23 protein-coding genes are annotated in these 19,012 nt (G+C 42.5%); 4 read left to right on the top strand and 19 right to left on the bottom strand.

The genetic code is table 11. The features are described 5' to 3' along the window. The first annotated feature begins 28 nt into the window (after window positions 1–28). Window positions 29–2,452: a hypothetical protein gene (locus GSF04_RS12780; RefSeq protein WP_211859709.1), complete on the top strand. Its 2,424-nt coding sequence runs from the start codon at window positions 29–31 to the stop codon at window positions 2,450–2,452. A 166-nt stretch (window positions 2,453–2,618) separates the two neighbouring features. Here GSF04_RS12780 and GSF04_RS12775 read toward each other — a convergent pair whose 3' ends face one another. The 9 genes from GSF04_RS12775 to GSF04_RS12735 form a co-directional block, all read right to left on the bottom strand. Further along, complete coding sequence (locus GSF04_RS12775) at window positions 2,619–3,593, bottom strand: transposase (RefSeq protein ID WP_211859708.1); 975 nt, start codon at window positions 3,591–3,593, stop codon at window positions 2,619–2,621. Between the two features lie 175 nt (window positions 3,594–3,768). Further along, window positions 3,769–4,269 (bottom strand): GNAT family N-acetyltransferase, encoded by a 501-nt coding sequence (locus tag GSF04_RS12770; RefSeq protein WP_039495656.1) that lies wholly within the window; start codon window positions 4,267–4,269, stop codon window positions 3,769–3,771. Between the two features lie 307 nt (window positions 4,270–4,576). Continuing rightward, window positions 4,577–5,110: a GrpB family protein gene (locus tag GSF04_RS12765; RefSeq protein WP_069019018.1), complete on the bottom strand. Its 534-nt coding sequence runs from the start codon at window positions 5,108–5,110 to the stop codon at window positions 4,577–4,579. Window positions 5,111–5,141: 31 nt separating this feature from the next. Beyond that, the gene (locus GSF04_RS12760; RefSeq protein ID WP_211859707.1) at window positions 5,142–5,690 is read right to left on the bottom strand and encodes an HPP family protein; all 549 of its coding nucleotides are present in this window, start codon (window positions 5,688–5,690) and stop codon (window positions 5,142–5,144) included. 31 nt (window positions 5,691–5,721) lie between these two features. Continuing rightward, the gene (locus GSF04_RS12755; RefSeq protein ID WP_211859706.1) at window positions 5,722–6,117 is read right to left on the bottom strand and encodes an ACT domain-containing protein; all 396 of its coding nucleotides are present in this window, start codon (window positions 6,115–6,117) and stop codon (window positions 5,722–5,724) included. Then, window positions 6,117–6,551, bottom strand: coding sequence for a GFA family protein (locus tag GSF04_RS12750; protein WP_211859705.1), 435 nt, complete (start codon window positions 6,549–6,551; stop codon window positions 6,117–6,119). The genes GSF04_RS12755 and GSF04_RS12750 overlap by 1 nt, the downstream gene beginning before the upstream one ends. Before the next feature lie 2 nt (window positions 6,552–6,553). After that, on the bottom strand, window positions 6,554–7,012 hold the full coding sequence (locus GSF04_RS12745; RefSeq protein ID WP_010371749.1) for a YaiI/YqxD family protein: 459 nt from the start codon (window positions 7,010–7,012) through the stop codon (window positions 6,554–6,556). Between the two features lie 41 nt (window positions 7,013–7,053). Further along, the gene (locus GSF04_RS12740) at window positions 7,054–7,494 is read right to left on the bottom strand and encodes a GNAT family N-acetyltransferase (protein WP_211859704.1); all 441 of its coding nucleotides are present in this window, start codon (window positions 7,492–7,494) and stop codon (window positions 7,054–7,056) included. Beyond that, window positions 7,481–8,278 (bottom strand): PhzF family phenazine biosynthesis protein, encoded by a 798-nt coding sequence (locus GSF04_RS12735; RefSeq protein ID WP_039495651.1) that lies wholly within the window; start codon window positions 8,276–8,278, stop codon window positions 7,481–7,483. Before GSF04_RS12735 ends, GSF04_RS12740 begins: the two co-directional genes overlap by 14 nt. A gap of 146 nt (window positions 8,279–8,424) precedes the next feature. Between GSF04_RS12735 and GSF04_RS12730 the strand changes: the two genes are divergently transcribed. Beyond that, entirely contained in the window at window positions 8,425–8,610 is a 186-nt protein-coding gene (locus GSF04_RS12730; protein WP_010604566.1) for a hypothetical protein, read from the top strand. 51 nt (window positions 8,611–8,661) lie between these two features. Here the strand turns inward: GSF04_RS12730 and GSF04_RS12725 are convergent, their stop codons facing one another. From GSF04_RS12725 to GSF04_RS12715, 3 genes are all read right to left on the bottom strand, one after another. Continuing rightward, window positions 8,662–8,880: a DUF6500 family protein gene (locus GSF04_RS12725; protein ID WP_211859703.1), complete on the bottom strand. Its 219-nt coding sequence runs from the start codon at window positions 8,878–8,880 to the stop codon at window positions 8,662–8,664. 119 nt (window positions 8,881–8,999) lie between these two features. Beyond that, on the bottom strand, window positions 9,000–9,470 hold the full coding sequence (locus tag GSF04_RS12720) for a DUF3291 domain-containing protein (protein ID WP_211859702.1): 471 nt from the start codon (window positions 9,468–9,470) through the stop codon (window positions 9,000–9,002). A 115-nt stretch (window positions 9,471–9,585) separates the two neighbouring features. Continuing rightward, window positions 9,586–10,593 (bottom strand): phytanoyl-CoA dioxygenase family protein, encoded by a 1,008-nt coding sequence (locus GSF04_RS12715; protein WP_211859701.1) that lies wholly within the window; start codon window positions 10,591–10,593, stop codon window positions 9,586–9,588. A gap of 133 nt (window positions 10,594–10,726) precedes the next feature. Between GSF04_RS12715 and GSF04_RS12710 the strand changes: the two genes are divergently transcribed. Then, window positions 10,727–11,188 (top strand): carboxymuconolactone decarboxylase family protein, encoded by a 462-nt coding sequence (locus tag GSF04_RS12710; RefSeq protein ID WP_211859700.1) that lies wholly within the window; start codon window positions 10,727–10,729, stop codon window positions 11,186–11,188. Beyond that, the gene (locus GSF04_RS12705; RefSeq protein WP_211859699.1) at window positions 11,166–11,930 is read left to right on the top strand and encodes a helix-turn-helix domain-containing protein; all 765 of its coding nucleotides are present in this window, start codon (window positions 11,166–11,168) and stop codon (window positions 11,928–11,930) included. The genes GSF04_RS12710 and GSF04_RS12705 overlap by 23 nt, the downstream gene beginning before the upstream one ends. 43 nt (window positions 11,931–11,973) lie before the next feature. Here the strand turns inward: GSF04_RS12705 and GSF04_RS12700 are convergent, their stop codons facing one another. The 7 genes from GSF04_RS12700 to GSF04_RS12670 form a co-directional block, all read right to left on the bottom strand. Continuing rightward, complete coding sequence (locus tag GSF04_RS12700) at window positions 11,974–12,828, bottom strand: acyl-CoA thioester hydrolase/BAAT C-terminal domain-containing protein (protein ID WP_017218617.1); 855 nt, start codon at window positions 12,826–12,828, stop codon at window positions 11,974–11,976. A 17-nt stretch (window positions 12,829–12,845) separates the two neighbouring features. Beyond that, window positions 12,846–13,556 carry a LytTR family DNA-binding domain-containing protein gene (locus tag GSF04_RS12695; protein WP_130126204.1) on the bottom strand — a complete coding sequence of 237 codons (711 nt, stop codon included), beginning with the start codon at window positions 13,554–13,556 and terminating at the stop codon, window positions 12,846–12,848. Continuing rightward, window positions 13,550–14,572 carry a histidine kinase gene (locus GSF04_RS12690; protein WP_211859698.1) on the bottom strand — a complete coding sequence of 341 codons (1,023 nt, stop codon included), beginning with the start codon at window positions 14,570–14,572 and terminating at the stop codon, window positions 13,550–13,552. Before GSF04_RS12690 ends, GSF04_RS12695 begins: the two co-directional genes overlap by 7 nt. Window positions 14,573–14,723: 151 nt before the next feature. After that, window positions 14,724–15,656 carry a class I SAM-dependent methyltransferase gene (locus GSF04_RS12685; RefSeq protein WP_130126202.1) on the bottom strand — a complete coding sequence of 311 codons (933 nt, stop codon included), beginning with the start codon at window positions 15,654–15,656 and terminating at the stop codon, window positions 14,724–14,726. A 116-nt stretch (window positions 15,657–15,772) separates the two neighbouring features. Beyond that, a complete protein-coding gene (locus GSF04_RS12680; RefSeq protein ID WP_211859697.1) occupies window positions 15,773–16,357 on the bottom strand; it encodes a GNAT family N-acetyltransferase in 585 nt (194 codons plus the stop codon). An 88-nt stretch (window positions 16,358–16,445) separates the two neighbouring features. Continuing rightward, the gene (locus tag GSF04_RS12675) at window positions 16,446–17,669 is read right to left on the bottom strand and encodes a DUF418 domain-containing protein (protein WP_211859696.1); all 1,224 of its coding nucleotides are present in this window, start codon (window positions 17,667–17,669) and stop codon (window positions 16,446–16,448) included. After that, a complete protein-coding gene (locus tag GSF04_RS12670) occupies window positions 17,662–19,011 on the bottom strand; it encodes a peptidoglycan DD-metalloendopeptidase family protein (protein ID WP_211859695.1) in 1,350 nt (449 codons plus the stop codon). Before GSF04_RS12670 ends, GSF04_RS12675 begins: the two co-directional genes overlap by 8 nt. Window position 19,012 lies beyond the last annotated feature (1 nt).

Below are 19,012 nucleotides of genomic sequence, written 5' to 3'. Positions count from 1 at the left end.
ACACAAATAATAACGAGAGAAAAGTATCATGTCTTTATTTTATCTATTCCATACCTTTTATTGGCAAATACCCTCTATCCAAAAGCCCCGGCTAGTATTTGCTCCTCTAATTGCAATACTTGCTTTACTCAGCGGATGTAAAACTACGCGAAGCGATATTGTCGCTATTCCAAGCCCCGCGGATATGCGCTCTGAAATAAGCGTTAATGGCCGAGTCAGCACGTTGAAACACATTGATATCCAACATGTTGGTAAACAAATTCCGCTGACTTATAGCGATGGAAAAATAGCTAACTCGCGGGGCTATGACTGGTGGGTGAGTAAACATTTTGCGCTAAAAAGTGACTTTCCTGAGGACAAAGTAAAACTCTATTTAGAATTACTAGAAATGTCTTACCCTCACTATGTTGAATTGTTTGGTATGGCGCCTGCAGCGATTGATAAAAAGAGAATTGCTGTCGTTTATGGCAGTTCACGCCAACGTACAAAAGAAGCCATGCTGGACGACGGTTTTTTGCGAGGCGTACATAAAACGGCTGGTGGCGAAACCATGTTTTATAACCGCGCAGGGTATAACTTTCCGAGTCATCGCCAGCATCACCAGCGCTACATCGTGATCCACGAAACCATGCATGCGTTTCATATGGCTCTGAACGGTCACTCAACTTGGGCACCCAATTGGATCACCGAGGGGATGGCAGATGCCATTGCAAGCCACGTATATGATCCAAATAAAAAGCAGTTAACTGTGATGGTTTTTGACCGTGCTCCAATGAATTACCTGCACTTGGGTTTACAGCAGTATTATCAAAACGGCCAGCCCTCTTTTGAAGCCATCAATGACGACCCATCGCTCAAGCGCGGGCTCAACTTTTTTATCGTACATTTTTTATTGAGCGACCCTGAGCGATATCAATATTTTAAACGCTTTATCGGCCAATTAATGGACGCAAATCCTCACTCTGAAAACACCTTGCCAACTGCCAATGCGCTCTTAAAACAGACCTTTCCCAATTGGCCTCTGCTTGAACAGCAGTTTGCAGCGTTTGTGCGCTCTGCCACGCCAAGTTTTTATATTGTCGATGGGCCTTGGGAGCAAAACGGTGCCGCATATTGGCTCAGAAATACCGAAAGCAAAGCACTTAATCGTCTCGATATTCATCCAAACTTCTCTTCTACACATGCCGTGATGGATTTTCCTACACCAGATAAAACACCTCTAATCAACTCACTTGATGAGAATAGTGTTGCAGCACTAATCGACTTCGAGCCGGAGCAGATTAGACGTGGGGAAATTGGCTTTGCGTTAATCGCTGATTTAACAAACCAAAGCTTAGATGCGCGTCTTGGACGCTCCAAAGTTGAAGAAGTTGATTTTAGTAAAGACAACTTACTGCAATTTACCCTTCAAGAAGGAGTAAAGTTAACGGTCTCAAGCAATCAAGCATTGTTTTCCTCGAAGTCTATCGCACTGCTGCCGCAATTACGCATGGATATCAAGCAATATCATCAACTTGCGCTCACGCTTTCAAAGCAGGACGATGCGCTAGTTATTAAAATGAAAACGCAACACCATGAGCAACTGGCTAGGTTACAATTGAGCCAAATCGACATTTCAGCGCTTAGCCTGCAAAAAATCAGTCTTATTGGCCGAAATAATAATCATAGAATAGCGCCCTACTTTGCCGCGCATGACTATTTGATCACGAATGAACAAACCACTAATCCTTGGCACTTTAAAGATGCATCGCTACTGCGCAGAGCCTTTAACACCTGTGTGGAATATAGCGCTCAGTTAAGTGACTGTATGACCCCACTTCGCGAAATATTTAGCAAACAGAAATCAAGGACAGTCACTGAAACTGAGAATAAAACCCTCAATCACTTGATGCAAAGTTGGCAATCAACACTTGGCGACGATGCGCTCTTTACGCTAAGTGGTATCAACACCCAAAGCTATTTTTCTGATGGAATGCACTGTCTTTACGTCAACAATCCCAGTACCCATGATATTGCGCTAACTTACGGTAACTACAAAAAAATTCTAGCTTCAGGTGAACACCGTGTTCTATTGCCAAAACATACCTTTCAGAACTTAGTGATTAGTTGGAACGGATTAACACAACAAAAGCCTCTTCGAACGCCAGAGAAACCTTTTGATGGGGTAAAAATGGAAGTCACTGTTCGTGACAATATTACCATCACGCTAACCGGTCCCTATTCAGGTGCATCGAGTGGTATATTACGCGTCGATTTTACTCCATTTCAATCATTTCAATCATTTCAAAATGAAGGTTCACTTTGGCAGCAGCCTGTTACTTTCTTACCTTATCAAACACAAGTAATTGAAGTAGATAAGTTACAAGGATTGAAAAATGGATTACTTGAGATCACGGGTGAGTTTGACGTTGATGGTGAACCGATTAGGCTGGTTAAAATAATCAATTTGTAGAAACAATTAATTGGAAATCTGCAAAGCCAAATAAAGTAAGACCGATGGTTTTGTGCAAATAAGATTGAGTGTTTCATACAACGTGCACGACTAACTGCTCCCTCAACCTGAGTGAGCAGTTAGACACTTACAACCGGATTAAATTGGCCGTCTACGTAAGTTCATATTACGTAAAAAGTCGTTGGCTTTGCGAAATATTACTTCGTCGCCTTAATTTGCGATGCTCACAATAAGCCTCTATCGAATCTGCGCTACCAATCGCACCGTGAAAAGTTTGCTCAAGCTGGGTAGTAAGTTTAAACCAATTACGTGCTTCTAGACCTAATTGCTCCAAAATAGGTTCTTGACGCGGATCGATAAGCCCGGGCTTATCAGCACGAATGCATCTTCCTGTAGAATCAACTAAGTCTAGATATGAACGTAATTCAAAGGGTATACCTTTGTGCATATGTTTTTTGGTATTTCCTAAAAACCGCGCTAGATACTTTGGCTGTTTGCATCTTTTTGCAAACTCACACCTAAGTTTTATACTAGTGTGTTCTGAATCTTCGGGGTTACTAGCTAATTTTGCACGAATGGGGTTTAAGTCTACGTAAGCCATACATGCCAACAAGGCTGAAGCATCAAGCAAGGCCTGAGATTTAAATCTCCCTTCCCAAAAGTGTCCGGTACATTCATCCTCTTGATTAGCACGTCGAGCGATGTGCTCATTGAGCCCTCTCATAAACCAGCTAATACTCGCTAAGCGGCTTCTATATTCATTTATTTCTTTGCTCAACACACCTTTTTGCCCCTCATTTAAGCATTTACCTTGGAGGAACTGATGAGCGTGCGAAGATATCTTATAAAGCTTGCTCCAGCGTAGCAAAATAGCTTTATCATTGAGCTTTTGTGCTTTTTTATCATCGATATACAACACCACATGGGTGTGATTAGGCATTACCGCGTAAGCGCAAACATCCAAGCAAAATATTTTGGATAGAAAAAGCAATCGCATTTCAACCCAGGCTCGTCGATGCTCATAAGATTTGCCAGTCAGCATGTCTTCACCGCACAAAAAGGCGCGGCGGACGCAACGTGACACACAATGATAATAATGTGTATTTGACAAGTTGATTTGATACTTCCTTGCTAATCCCATTGTTCACTCCTTGAACATGCAAATGCTAATTGAAGAAATTAAAGCTTAGACACATGCCTTAAATTTGTAAACATCAACATAAATGTGCCTGTCCATAGTTATTCGTTACTTTTTATTCCGAAAAGTGGACTAAACCTGCAACTTTCAGAGCTGTGCTCAACACCACGATTTACCGCTAAGGTTTTGGAAGAAAATAAATATCTCGGCTCAGGTCATCGTTAAATTGTTGCCGTCTTACCTTAACGCCACCTAGCTTTTCAACCAAAGCTCGAGCAGCGCCATTATCATCATTCATGTAAGTCTCGACAGTTTCCCAATTAAATACATTGTAAGCATGTTTTAATACAGCGAGCGAAGCTTCCGTTGCAACTCCTTGGCCTCTCGCCTCGGGTAGCACCCACCATGTTAATTCTTTTGGCCATTCTTTGCCTTGCCAAAAACCACATGTACCAACATAGCTATCATTCGACTTTAGTTGAATTACCCACACACCAAAACCAAGTAAATACCAAGAGCCTACATCAGCTTTAAGCCTAGCCCAAGTTTGCTCTATGCCTATTGGACCACCATACATTTTCGAAGCAGATCCGTCTGTATAAAATTTTTTATAGGTTTCAAAAGCGTCTTTATTGGGTGCGACCAATCTTAATCGATTCGTTTCAATCGTTGGGATCATATCTGCTATTCCTTTATTTTACGGTTTAATGTTGGTGTACAAGCAAAACAAAATAATACTGTATATAAAAACAGATACCTAGAATTAAACGACGAAAGATTATGCAATTATCTAAAACGACATAGGTTAAGCTTAAGTCCCTGTCCCTTAAAACTTATAACTAGATAAACACCAATTTCACATCCTGCAATGACTACGGTATCTAAATAAAGTAAATGGCAAGCTGTTAGCGTTAGGTCTTAGTCGTTGTCCTAACACTAACAGCTATAAAGATATGATTAATCAGGCTTTAGTTACGAGGCTTTAGTTAATTAAAGTGGATGTCCTTTAAAGTGCGCTTTACAAATGGCGCTTTAGCTTTTCCATACTCATCTTGGGAGGCTATACCTTGCGCTATTACTAATTGCTTCTGAGTTTCATACTCCGCACGCGCGTCAGGATTACTGAGCATATAAGCTTTAAACTTTTCTTGCTTGATATGTTCTTCACTCCCTTTTTCAATAGCATGAGCATGCACTTGAAACAACTCACCTTGATACATCACCGCGATGTCTTTTCTAGGACGAGTATCAGGAAATGGATTATCGCTGTGCTGATCTTTAAAGCCTACATTTTTAAGATGTTCAACAGTTTGCGTTAATTGCCCGGGTTTGTATAACACAGAGATATCGATGATCCCTTTGCCGGCAACCTTAAAAGAGCTTGAACCAAAGTGTAGAAATTCAAGTTCAGGGTGTGCTAATGCCATCATCACTTCTTCTGCCACTTCAACAAATATTTCACGCCATGGATTAAAGCTAGCTGGGACTAATTGGTAAGGGACGAATTCAATTTTTGACATGCCTGTCCTTTTAAATTTTTATATAAAATAGTTAGAACCAATAAACTGGGTAATGCCGCTTGGGGTTGCGCGACATATTGTTCACAGACAGCGCGACCAATAACATCAGCAGAGCCCCCATCAACACGGGATAAAATGCATACATATATCCCAAGTTATGAACAGACTCACCACCAATAATGGCGATTAGCGCGGTCGCTCCACCGGGTGGATGCAAGGTTCGAGTAAAGTGCATCACAACAATTGAGAGCGATACCGCAAGCGGTGCTGCAAAAAGACTCTCTTCTCCAAGCAAAATAAAAATGCTGACGCCGAGTAAAGCTGAAAAGAAATGCCCGCCCAGTAAATTCCTCGGTTGAGAGAACTCTGCCATAGGAGCGCCATAGAGTAAAACAGCAGTTGCACCAAAAGAGCCAATGAGCAATGCGCTGCCAACACCATATGGTAAAGCGAAGTTAGAAATCACCGTAATCAACAAGATCCCCACCATTGCACCAACCCATGACCAAAGGATTTTCTTAAGCGGTTTTCTAGGAGGACACACACCTTTGGAGGCCATTCTTTTAAAGTAAACTTTCATGCTACCTAGCAACCTTCGAGATTTATCAATGTCATTTTGCCAACGTTTGCATCGCGTGTACCGCCCGTTTAGCATCATTTACGGGTACGAAAATATGATCATGATAGAAACCAGCAATCACATTCGCGCTAATATCAGCACCTTTTAGCGCATTGGAAAATGCAGCAGTTAACCCTACGGCTTCTAGGCTCGAATGCACTTGCAAAGTAATTTTATTCATCACACAGCTGTAATCCAATCCATGTTCGTCTGCCATTTGCTTGGTGACTACCAGCGTTAACCCCTCGCGCTCCATAAAGGTCGCAATTGGATTGAAAATTACGCACTCAGCAAGGCTTTTTTGCACTGTACAAAATACAAAAGGTGTTTCATCAAGCGTCGGCGAAATGTCTTTTAATAATTGAGATAAATCACTAATACCCGTCACTAATTACCTCCCGATGTTGTTGATAAATCGCGGCTAGGCTCAAATGCATCGTAGCGAGGAAGCGGCGCGTCTAAGTCGTCCCAATTGGCTTTTGAAGAGATAAAATTATGTGATATTGGCCGCTCTTTGATATCCGAGTCCAAAATGCCAAGTCTTAACCTCACCCGCTTTGGATCGCTTTCGTTCGAACTAAAAATTGGACTTGCACAATGTTTGCAAAAATGGCGCTTTCTTCCAGGTTTAAACTCGAAGGTGTTTAGTGCCTCTTCGCCACTGAGAATCACAAAATCGCTCCACAGCACAAAGCCATTAGTCGCATAAGCCGTGCCAGTAGACTTACGACATAAAGTGCAATGACAATGAATGATATCGCTGATTGGTCCACGGATCTCAACTTGAACCGCTTTACACAAACAACTCGCCTTGTAAGCCATACCTACCCCTTTGTGTTTCTGGTGATCCAAGTATCCAATTGATTGGCGAAATTTTGCTTATCAGCTTGAGACAAAGGTGGTGGCCCTTGAGTTTGTACGCCGCTGGCACGCATCGTGTCCATAAAGTCACGAATATTTAAGCGAGATTTTATGTTTTCTTTCGTCAGCAATTCACCGCGCGTGTTAAGTGCGGTGCACTTTTTCTCAATGACTTCGTCTGCAAGTGGAATGTCGCCAGTAATAACCAAATCACCTTCATTCACGCGCTTCACGATTTCGTTATCCGCAATATCAAACCCCTTCGGGACTTGAAGCTTTTGAATAAAAGGAGACGGAGGCGTTTTTAGATATTGATTTGCAACCAATGTAACCGTGGTAGAAGTACGCACTGCAGCGCGAAACAGCATTTCCTTTATCACCACAGGACAGGCATCGGCATCTACCCATATTTGTTTTGCCATAACAACTCTTTTAAATTTAAATTGGCTAGAGAATACTAAATTTAGGGATTAGGTTCACGCCTAAAATGAAACTCATATTCATCGTCAGCAAACTGCACAAATCCCAACTTTTCGTATAAACGCTTCGCGGGATTCGCTTTAAGCACCGTCAATACCCAAGGCAATGTTGAGTAGGATTCTATCAAGCTTTTGATGACTTGCGCACCGAGCCCCTTTCCTTGTTGCTGGGGCTCTATTTGCAGTTGAAAGAGGTAATAGTCATGTTCACGTTGTTTAAACTTAGCCAAGCCAACACACTTTTCATTTATATGAATCAAATGTGAGCTTGGGTATTCGTATAATACTCGGGCTTTATGTTCAGCTTCAGTCAAAAACAGTCCGGCATTTTCTAAGTGCGGCACCATGGTCGCTTTACGCAATGCCACTAGGTAATCAAAGTCACTTTCTTTTGCCTGTATGAAGTGAATCTTATTCGTCCTCAATTTCGAATATTCCTTTTGCGTAAAGTACACCAAACCCAGATACGATGACATTCGTATCCGTCACTTCACAAAATAGCTCACCGCCACGTTTTGAAGCCTGATGTGCATGAAGTTTTTGTTTGTTTAGCGCCTTTGCCCAATATGGCGCTAACCCGGCATGAATTGAACCGGTAACCGGATCTTCATCGCCCCCATTAGCAGGCCAAAAGTAGCGCGACACAAAATCAACGTCATCGCCTTTTGCTGTCACCACAACATCAAAAGGCGCAAGGGTTTTCAATTTATCGCTGTCGTATTCACAGCTGCGTACTTGCTGCTCAGTCTCAACAATCACAAAGTACGCTTGGCGATTTTTAAGTACCCGCGTCGGTGTTACGTTCAGCCCTTCCAGCAATGCGTCGGGGGCTTTAGTTAACTCAGGGGCTAAGTTCGGAAATTCCATTACAATGCGACCATCAGCCACTTGCTTAACAGTGAGTGTTCCGACTTCTTGGGTTTGAAATTTTATCTCACCTGATTTTCCCTTGTGATTAAAAAGCACATACGCCGCGGCGAGCGTGGCATGACCACAAAAGTCAATTTCAGTAATTGGAGAAAACCACCGGATCTCATAATGATTGTTATCAATTGGCTTCAAAAAGGCGGTTTCGGAAAGGTTATTTTCGATGGCTATCTGCTGCATTAGGGCGTCGCTAAGCCAGTTTTCAACCTCAACGATTGCAGCGTTGTTACCACCAAAACGTTTACGCGTAAATGCGTCAACCACAAAATACTCAACTTGCATCTTTTACTCCTTTCAGAAACACCTAAAAACACAGTATAATTTACTGTAATTAGAAGCGAATACAACTTAAATAAACGTGTATAGAGGTTAATCTGTATGACCATGATGCACGTAGTTAAAATGAGTAGAACCAAGTCGAGGCTTATATGTTTACAGATGCTACTTTATCAATCTTATGTTTATATTCATTAGCAATGTTTGTCACTAGCCTGCTAATGATAGCGACAGCCCCTAAAACTGATGATGAGAAACGCAAACAAACTATCACCGAGTACACTATGTTTGCACTTGCATCTGTTGCAGTATTTTTTGTCTCGTTTTACACGCTGTAACTGCCAGTTGGGTCATCTCGATTGATGGCCCATGACAATATCCTTTAAGACCTATTTTCCACTTTCAGCCATTGCTTTTATCTTTAACGCCTTTTCGAAGTGGTCTAGTTCGTGAGTTTGTATCCACCAAGTTGCCGCTTCCATAAGTAATGCAGGGTCCGTGTTTTTATTGACAAAAAAAGCGTAAAATGATACGCCAACGTTATCCCCTTTTTGTGCGATTTTTTTATCACATACTTCTATTATCTTGCTTCTTAGTGCCGCGCGCATTTTTCGTTAAATCCTTACATCATGATCTGCGATAAGTGTACCACCAACATCATCGGTATTCACCACTCCACGCGGCTCTCCCCCCTTAGGGTTGATTATCATTTCATCGGTGCACAAGATTAATCTTCTTCACAAGCTTCCCTCTCCCTTAGATCTAGTTCGGTGAAACTATTTCTAAACGTAAAGGCATAAGCCGAATCTCCAAAACGACGCAGGTAATCGAGTCTTTCTTTGGCCTCATCTAGCGTCGGGACATGGCCCTCTTCAACCCACCATAACACGTAAGTTTCCTGTTCAGCGCGGTGAAACCATTCTTTTTTACGCGCCAAAAATTCCTTATGCGCGGTTTTAAACATAAAATCTTTGAGCGCTTGCTCCGACTGCCATACAGACATATTCACGATAATATTTGGATCATCAAACGCCTTAATCTCTGTTGCATTACCGGTTTCATCTTTTAAGCGCCAAATAAAGCCAGGGCTTTGCTCTGCGAGTAAATTAATGCGGCCTAAACTTTCGACAAAGTATTGAATTTCTGGCGCATCCATTTGGTATTTAGCGGTGGCTATATTGAGTTGTGCTAATTGCATCGACGGCTTTTCCTTGTGGTGAGTTGCTACATTCTCCCAAACTTCACAATCATACTACTGTTTACTCGCCGCCAAGTTAAGACAAAATTTAACCAAATAGAGATTTTTTCACCTTCTACATTTCGGGGAATGGATGCATATTGATGTATTGCACTATACGAGGTGCGTTTGCTGTATTCGCGCTACCACCATGAGGTAAAAATTGATGCCAAATCACCATATCTCCTGCATTGGCTGCAATTGCTTTGGAACCCAGTTGATGTAAGTACTCGGTGTTTGGTATACATGGATCCCACGGGGCAACTGCAAGCCATGACTCTAGCTTCGTATGAAATCCTGGCACAACCGTTGTTGCCCCCTGTTTTTCTTCAGTGTCTGATAGATACAAAATCCCTTGCGTGCCAAACTTGAGTTGCTTAGAGAAATCTAAATCCCAATGTAGATCAGGACCTTGAAAGCTAGATTGCGCAGTTTCAGGCGGGTTGAAACCACACTGATCGGCTGAAACTATCAGTTGTTCGCTTTGCCATAACTGACTAAAGGCCTTATGAATTCTCATTGAATTCCGATTGTCTTCCAGTGCTTTATGTTGTACCAAATGCACCATACTGCGACTCATTTTTTCTTGGTTAACCTTATACCAAGTCTTTGGGTCTGCTAACTCAATCTCCAAATAGTCTTGGATGGCGTTTCTCGCATTGGCGCAGCCTTCAGCACTCACTGCATTCTTAACGATGACATAGCCGTTGTCCTGCCAGCATTTCAGGTCGTCCTCAGTGAGTACATCCGGCATATTCTGAACAGCAGCTATTTTTTCTTGATAACTGTCGGGGCAAGGTAAGTGGCAGGTGACATGTTTTAACAATGCTATTTTTTCACCACTCGGCTGAGCAATTGTTACAATTGCATCAATAAAGCTATCGTAATCATGAGCATATTGAAACTGTAATTGATGTGCTTGAGACAAACTTAGACCCAGTATGTCAAAAGTCGCTTTATATAATTCGAAACTAACTGGCTCTACCTGCTGCTGTTTATTTGTAAAAGTGCCGTTGGCCTGAAGCCAGATTTTTTTGAGTGTGGATAAATGATAAAGCGCTAGAGCAAGGTTTACATCGCACATTATTTTACAACCATCCTTTAAATTAGAGTTGTGTGTTTCCTCCTTAAAATTTTATTACAAAGACGTTTTTTTTCAATTTTTACCGCTTACACCTCATTACACTATACGTATCACTAAACATGAGGATTCAGAAATGAAAAGAGCAGACTACTTCAATCAGGCACCTGAACTTATTCAGCACTTATTGGGACAAGAGGAATTATTAAAACAGCAAGCCCACGCAACTTTTGGAATCACAATCTGGGAGCTCGTTAAACTTAGAGCATCACAAATCAATCAATGCGCTTTTTGTATTGCAATGCACACTAAACAGGCACTAGAGTATGGTGAAACCACTAATCGAATTATTGGATTAAGTGCATGGCAAGACATGCCGTTATACACCAATAAAGAAAAACTGGCATTAGCGCTTTGTGAAAATCTGACAAACGCACAAGTGATTGATGATGCTTTTTATCAAACACTTAATGTAGAATTTGATGATAAAGAATTGACCACGTTAACTATCGCTATTAATGCCATCAACAGCTGGAATCGGATCGTGAAAATGTTTAAGCCGAATGTAGAGTTCAATGAGCACAGAACTAACGCTTGAATTAATAAACCCAACAGGTGAAATCGCTAGCTATGTGCAAGCTATCTGGTTTGCACAATCGCACAAGCGCGGAGAAACTTGGCTTCCAAGCGACGGGGCAACTGGATTTATTTTCCCTCTTCGTGGACTCGTTAGCTTCAATGACAATCAGCTCACAGCCCCCTTTTATCTGCAACCAATTGCCATTCAGTCTAGCAAAGTCAACTATTCTGAACAGGCATGTTTTTTCGGGATCCGCTTTAAACCCGCGGGACTGGCATTTCTGAAAACGCTGCAACACCCTATAGCAAATCCCAATAATATATTGCCCTTGTTGAACACGCTGCAAACTAGTGCCAACCTGACAGCATTACTTCGACTACTAGAACCGATATTGAATATGCCAATTCCTCGACAGAATTCTATCCTACATACCCAAATACTCCTTGAGCATATTGTTTCAATGACCCCTTTAGAGCAAGCATATGCTCAAACTCCGATCGGAAAACGGCAATTAGAGAGACAAGTTAAAACACATTGTGGGATCACCCCTAAACATTTAGCTCGCATTTATAGAGTCCGATTGGCTAAACAAAAACTGAGAGAAACGCCTGACATTAACATCGCTCAACTCGCGCTAGATTGCGGCTACGCTGATCAATCTCATCTTATTCGCGAGTTTAAAACTATCTTTCAGATCACACCGGCAAAATACACAAAGCGACTAAAAGCTGCAGACACAACGTTACCTGCAGCTCGGTAAATTTTTCAACGACCAGCAATATAAAAGCAAGGTGAATTTATTACTATTTATTCGCGCAACGTGCTACCAAGGTTTCGCTTAAAAATTGATTTACCTCAGTTTGCACTTTTTTGTTAAAGCTGTAGTGACCCGAGTTAAGTGCGATATGTTTAAATGGATGAGAAAAACTAGCTTCGCGTAAATCAGCTTCAATATATCCGGCCATTTTGTACGATGGCCAAATTTCATCGTGTTTGGCAGAGACCAGCAGCACTGGCCCATTGGTGTTTTCAACCGGGATGCGAGCGGCTGCAATTGCTTCAGGCGTTGCCTCTGCCAATGCAGCCTCAAAGGCAGGTGTAAACTCTCCCGTTACGTTCCCCTTTTGCATTTTCCATGACAACAGGGGGGCATCAATGTAGTCCAGAGCATTGCCGCTAAGCGTCCAACTCGAGCGAGAAGACAAGGTCTTAACAGCATTCCAGCTTACGTGACTAGGCATAACGGACACTACATGGTTTATCTCATCAAAGTGCGCCCCGAGTAATAACGCAAGCTCCGCTCCTTTAGAAAAACCATACACCGCTACGCAATTTGGGTTTATCTTTGGGTCTGCACTCAATGCTTTTATCCGTTTGGCTATATCATTCAAAGATAATTCAGCTGCACTGCTCGATGTATTTTCAGTGCCATAATAACCAAGTGCCGCTACTGAGACACCAATATCATTAAATCCATCTAAAAATGGTTTCCACTGAGGATTAGCGAGTGTATTCCCCCCTTCGCTGCCACCTAACACCACAACCAATGGGTGAGTCTGACCATCATCGATAAACTGACGTTTAACATCTGGTATAGTCGTGTTTGAACAGGCCGCAAGAAGCCCTACCAAAGAAAATGGCATTATAGTTTTCATCATTTTATTACCTTTTTGAGTTAGCTGAGCCCTATGTTGCTCAGTTGTTGTTTGAGTAGTTTTGCACCACCTCGGCTAGTCACAACTTGTAAATTGCTATCTCGCAACTTGACAAGGTAACCCCCTGTAACCCAGCGTTCAAACGCAGTTATCGCGCTTTGGTTTACAATGGCATTACGGTGAACTCTTAAGAAATGTGTTGGCAATTGCTGTTGGATCTCCTCAAGGGAGCCATCAATGGGATATTGCTGTCCATTACTAAACGCAATGGCTTGACCGTATTCTAGCTTTATAAGTTCGATACTGCTGACATCAATTAGTGATGTTTTCCCCGCCACCTTACTCGTTAAAGTAGCGGCGAATCCTGTAGCGATAACACGATTAACTCTTGATAACGCCAGGGCTAAGCGTTCAGTACTATACGGTTTGAGCAAATAATCAACCGCGCCGAGCGTAAAAGCCTCAACCGCAAACTCACTGTAGGCCGTGGTAAAAATTATCGCACCTGAAAACCCCGCCCCTTGAAGTTTCTCGACCAGAGTAACACCATTGCATTCTGGCAAGTTAATATCGACAAAGACAATATCTATCGCAAGTTCTCGATATGTATCAAGAAATACTAATGGCGTGTTACAAGTCAGTACCAGATTGTACTTGGTGATCTGGCTAAGTTGTTCCGTTAATTTATCAATGGCTGGTTGCTCATCTTCCACAATAGCAATGTTCAACATTCCTTTGCTCCTCGTGTGAGTGAAAAGCTGACAACCGCACCACCTGTGTGCATGTCGTTACCAAGCCTAAGTTCAGCATTTTCTTCTAACTTTAACCGTGAGCGCGTGATCGAAAGACCGAGTCCCGCATCTGACGAACTCAATATGTCCCGCTCCTTAAAGCCCACCCCGTTGTCACTGATTTTAAACACTAACTGGTTCGCTAACTTTTTGATTAATACATCAATGTGAAGCGGCCTACTGTTGCCATGTTTTACTGCATTTTCCAAAAGCGGCTGTAAAATCATTGGCGGTATTACTTCGCTCAATAATGCATCGTCGATATCAAAGTCGATGATAAGCGCATCCCCAAACCGGCTTTGCTCTATCTCGCACCATTGATTTAGTGCAATTAGCTCATCGGCAACGGATACTTTGCTCGGTATTTTTCCGCTTGTCACAGAATGCGTTAATGAATATCTTAATACCGCAGCGAGATTATGAACCAAAGACCGTGCTGCTTCTGGTTGATTTGGTACAAAGGCTGCAATTGTGTTGAGGCTGTTGAACATAAAATGCGGGTTTAACTGACTGTGTAATAACTTAATTTCAGCAAGTTGGCGAAGCTGTTTTTCTTGTTTTAACAACTTTTGGGAAAGGTAGAACTTAATCACCACAAAAATACCGCTAGACCAAGGCAGTGCGATGGTTAGCGCCTCAAACAGTGAAAATGCATGGGTATTTAACATTCCACTTCTGAGTACACCCCAACATAAACAGCCCATTACCATCAGTCCATAAAAGCCGATATATTGCAGCGGCCAATTGCCTATCTTGAAACGGATGATGAGTACGTAACTTATCACCATAGGTAACCAGTAGAGGAACACAACCGCCAAAATAGAAGAAACCGCGATATTTGTCGACAACAACATGCCCCGCTGCACCCAATCAGTAAGGCTGATAGCAAAACTTATTGCGGCAACGATGGCTAAAATTGCGAATTGTTCATTTCGCTGCAATGTGAGATTGACCATAATCAATACAAATAGTGACTGAATACGTTCATGGTACGCATTTAGCGTCGAAAAGCACTCTGAATATTGCTGAATGGTCGCTTTTCAATGCTAAATGGTTATCTGTATTAGTCCACACTTTTACATCCAAGTTAAAGTGCTAAAAAATAGATTAACTTGCTTTAAATCTTAAACACTTGAGGCTGCTTTGCTCATCAATGTCTTTAAATTCAGGTGGGTTTTGTAAACGTTCAACAAACGTAAGCGTTGGTGCCTCTCTGGTCATTTCATCAATCAAAAATTGGCTTGAAACATCGGGAGAATTCACACACGCCAACACTTGGGCATTTGGCGTAAGTAACTCAGGAAGCTTTCTTAAAATACGTTGATAGTCTTTGGTCAATGCAAAGCTGCCTTTTTGAAAGCTTGGCGGATCAATTACGATAAGGTCGTACGGCCCATATTTACGCACTTTTCCCCAAGATTTGAATAAATCATGGCCTAAAAAAGACACCTTACTGAGGTCGTGTTCATTGAGTTGATGGTTGACTCGGCCTTGCTTGAGCGCCGCTTTTGCCATATCTAGATTCACAACATGGGCAGCACCGCCTGCAATTGCCGCGACGGAAAACCCGCAAGTATAAGAGAACAGATTAAGTACCCGAGCCCCCGTAGACTGAGCTTTAACAAACTCACGACCCAAACGCATATCTAAAAACAGTCCCATGTTCTGTTTTACGCCAAGCTTTAAGCCATATTTAAGTCCATTTTCTTCAACGATAGGCATAGCAGTTAATTCACCATACAAAACCTCGAGATCTGAGTCAGGCAAATAACGATGCTGTAGTAAAATAGCAGAGAGTTTTCCGTTAAACGCTTCGGTCTCCACAAGTGATAATAATGCCTGCTTTAACGACGCTATCAAGTCAACGTCGTGCTCCTTGAATAAAGAGACTAAGAGCTGACCTTGCAACCAATCTACTGTGATTTGTTCCAGCCCTTCATAGCAACGACCACGTCCATGAAATAGACGCCTTAGCTCGTTTGGTACGGCTTGGGTTTGCAAATGATTAAGGAGGGTCGATACAGGGTTTATTGCTGTCATGTCGGTGTCTGGTTATGCGTAAAGTTCGGCATTTTACTTGTTACTTCATAGCAAAAGCAAATGCCTAAGGTCTGCTTATCTTTCACGTTTATTTTTTGCAGCACAGAAAACCGGTCCTATGGACGCCACAACATCGTTGTTGCCCCGCTAAAACCGATTAACCAATTTAGATAAGAAAAATCTTCATGATGGGAGGCAACAAAACCCATTCTCATATAAAGCTTTTTTGCCTGGGGATTAGAATCAATTACATCAAGTCGTAAAGCGTGAAACCCGCTTTGTTTGGTATAGCGCTGCAGTGCCACTAAAAGCGCAGTGCCAACACCTTGTCCTCTGACCGATTCTGCAACTGCGATGCCGTCCATCACCACCTCATTGGGCGCAGGCTTTCGCTCAAATAGGGTAAACACCGCTGCGGCTTTAACCCCGCCTAGCAAGCCCAATTCGTCAATGAGTCCAGTAAAGCCCATATTCGATGTAAAACCGCCTTTGCCATATTGAAAGCCCGCAACCCCCACTAACTTGCCATCTGCAAAGGCAGCAAAGGAGTATTCTGAGATGAAGCTCTTCGCGATAATAGTGATCAGCTTATTGCGATCCGGCACTGCGGCTTTGAATTTGCTACCAAACGCGTCAACATAAAGCTCAGCAGCCGCTTGCGCATGCTCAATGTCCCATCCTTGTGTTATTTCTATTTCCATACCTTACCTCAAGCTAACGTGTCGACTTTAATATTAGGTCAAAGTTAGCTTAGGTTTTAAGTTCGAATTTGTAAAAAATTCGAGTCGATTATGCATGTAACTTAATTGTTAGTTTGCGCCATACTCGTTCAACGGGACCCACCTTAAAGAATCGCCCGTAAATCACATTTAACAGCAGCTGCACTGCCATAATCACAAGCCATAAGAGCAAGAGCTCACTGCGACTTAGCGTATTATGTAATCCAAAGCCATAAAATATCACCACCAATAACAGTGACTGTCCAATGTAATTACTCAGCGCAAATCGACCCACTTGATTTATCGCCTCTAGGGGTTTGAAGCGATGCAACCAACGGTTATATAGCAAAGATAACAAAACCAAGTAAACAATCGCTTGCAGCTCCCGGTTAAGTACAATGACCATTTGTTTAGCGTAAGACAACACTGGGATATGTGAACTTTGCAGCCAATGAAAATAGCGAGCTTGAGTGGCATAACACGACACTGCAATCAAGCAAAGTAATGCCACAACCGCAAATGGGCTAAGTTTAGTCTTTGAGAACAATCCCCATTGAAACAGCTGCGAGCCTATCAGCATCATCATTAGCGTGGACCAAAAAATACTTGAATAAAACAGCTTACCTTTGTGGACTTGCGGACTGTCAAAGTTTTCCTGCCAATACTCAGTTAAGCTTGGCGTTTCTTCCAAAGTACGATGGGTGGGTGTCCGTGGTTCGGTTTTATTCTGCCACCGATTAATCGCTTTTTGCTGGTCTCGTGTGCGAGACGCTTCGTCCACATTGAGTGCTGCTTGGTAAGCATCATATTGGGCGATGGTGCGCTCTGCTCTGCCAAAACCTGCAACTAACATAAACGCCAAACAAATTACTATGCTGACTTTGATGGCCCGGGTGCCAAGTAATATGACGGTGGTGACAATCATTCCTATCACGGCATAGTGATAAAGAATGTCGCCACTCCAAATACAATAAGCATGAACAAGGCCGAGTATAAATAAAGCTACTAGCCTTGCCGCACTTAATTTAATAGCAAATTCAAATGGCTGTTTTTGAAGAATAATGGTGAGACCTGCGCCAAATAACATCGCCAACAGTCCGTAAAACTTGCCCTGAGCAAATACATAAACCCAGTATCTTACCTCACTGTCTATATCCGTCATAAAGCCATATTGGTAACTGCCCCATGGATTGGGATAGGCAAAGCTTTCGATGTTGATAAGTAAAATACATAGGATTGCTATCCCGCGAATAAAGTCGAGGCTGTTAATGCGATTTCTTTCAGGACTAGTCATCGGCATTACCTATGCGGCCCGACTGTCCATCATGGTGAGCTAGCTTTGTGTTTTCGCTATCGAGCAATGTGGTAATTTGTGCAACCTGCGCGCTAAATTCATCAAATTGCGTGTCACTTAGCTTAGTGTTTTTTGGTTGTTTTAGGGTGAGTGGATTGATGGCTTTTCCGTCTTTATGCACTTCATAATGTAAGTGACGCGCCTGCGACAGGCCGGTATTACCAAGGTAGCCAATCACGTCTCCTTGTTTTACTCGCGTCCCTGCCTTGAGACCGTTCGCAAAGCCATTTAAGTGAGCATAAAGTGTTTGATAGCCTTTACCGTGATCTAACACTACGCGATTACCAAAGCTGCCGCCCCACCCAGCTTTGAGTACTTTTCCCGAGCCTGCTGCCATAATAGGCGTACCAACAGGCGCACCAAAATCTATCCCTTTGTGCATTCGGGTATAGCCCAATACTGGGTGATGACGTTTACCGAAGTTTGACGATAATCGAGCACCGTTAAGCGGAGTTTTCATTAGAAAGCTTTGCGCGAGGGTACCATCTGAGTGGTAAAAAGCGGTCGTTCCGCCATTATCAGTAAACCGGTATAAGCGGTATTTTTCTTTTCCTGAAAGTAGCGCAACATGTTGTAATGCTAAAGGTTTGGAGATTTGCTTGAGTAACTCTTCGGCAACCACAAGCTGCTGTTCTTGAAATACAAAATCAATTTGATCGCCGGCATATACTTCTCTTTGAAAATCAACAAGGTGAGATAAGGCCACAATACTTTGATTGATAATATCATTGGGCACCCCGATTTTGCTGGCGTCCACAAAAAAACTAGAATCTATGCTTGTCGATAAACGCTTTGTTTGCGTGACGGTTTCAAGCTCACTTAGCGATGCATGCCACTGTTCATCCGCTCTTTTAATCTCAATAACCTGTGCAAATGCATATTCAAAGCGGATCAGCTGTACTTGTCCGTCTACAAGCTCTGCTTCTATTAACTGTCCAGCCTTGAGCTTAGTCAGTGATGTCCACGTACTCACGGCTTGTTCCACCAGCCAACTATCGCGGTCACTGAATGCAAACTCACTTAAAAGATTAGCTAAACTCTCACCCGATTTAAGTTCAAGTAAACGAATATCTTGAACTGGCTTTAGCTCCTCTGTGATTTGGATTTGGGCCGTGACTGAGTCTTCAGCGGATCTATTGAGTACAACAACTTGACCTTGTTCTGCTTGTACCGACACAAGCGTATTCTCTTGCGCTTTATTGACAGAATGAGTCTGCTCGGGCTGTTTCGAGCAGCCAAAAGTTGCCATCATTACAATGGCAATAGAAAGCTTTTTAATCATG

This window comes from Pseudoalteromonas sp. A22 (genome assembly GCF_018141345.1).
Taxonomy (GTDB): Bacteria; Pseudomonadota; Gammaproteobacteria; order Enterobacterales; family Alteromonadaceae; genus Pseudoalteromonas; species Pseudoalteromonas maricaloris.
The sequence above is the reverse complement of the archived record's forward strand: the minus strand, read 5'-3'. Positions and strand labels throughout refer to the sequence as shown.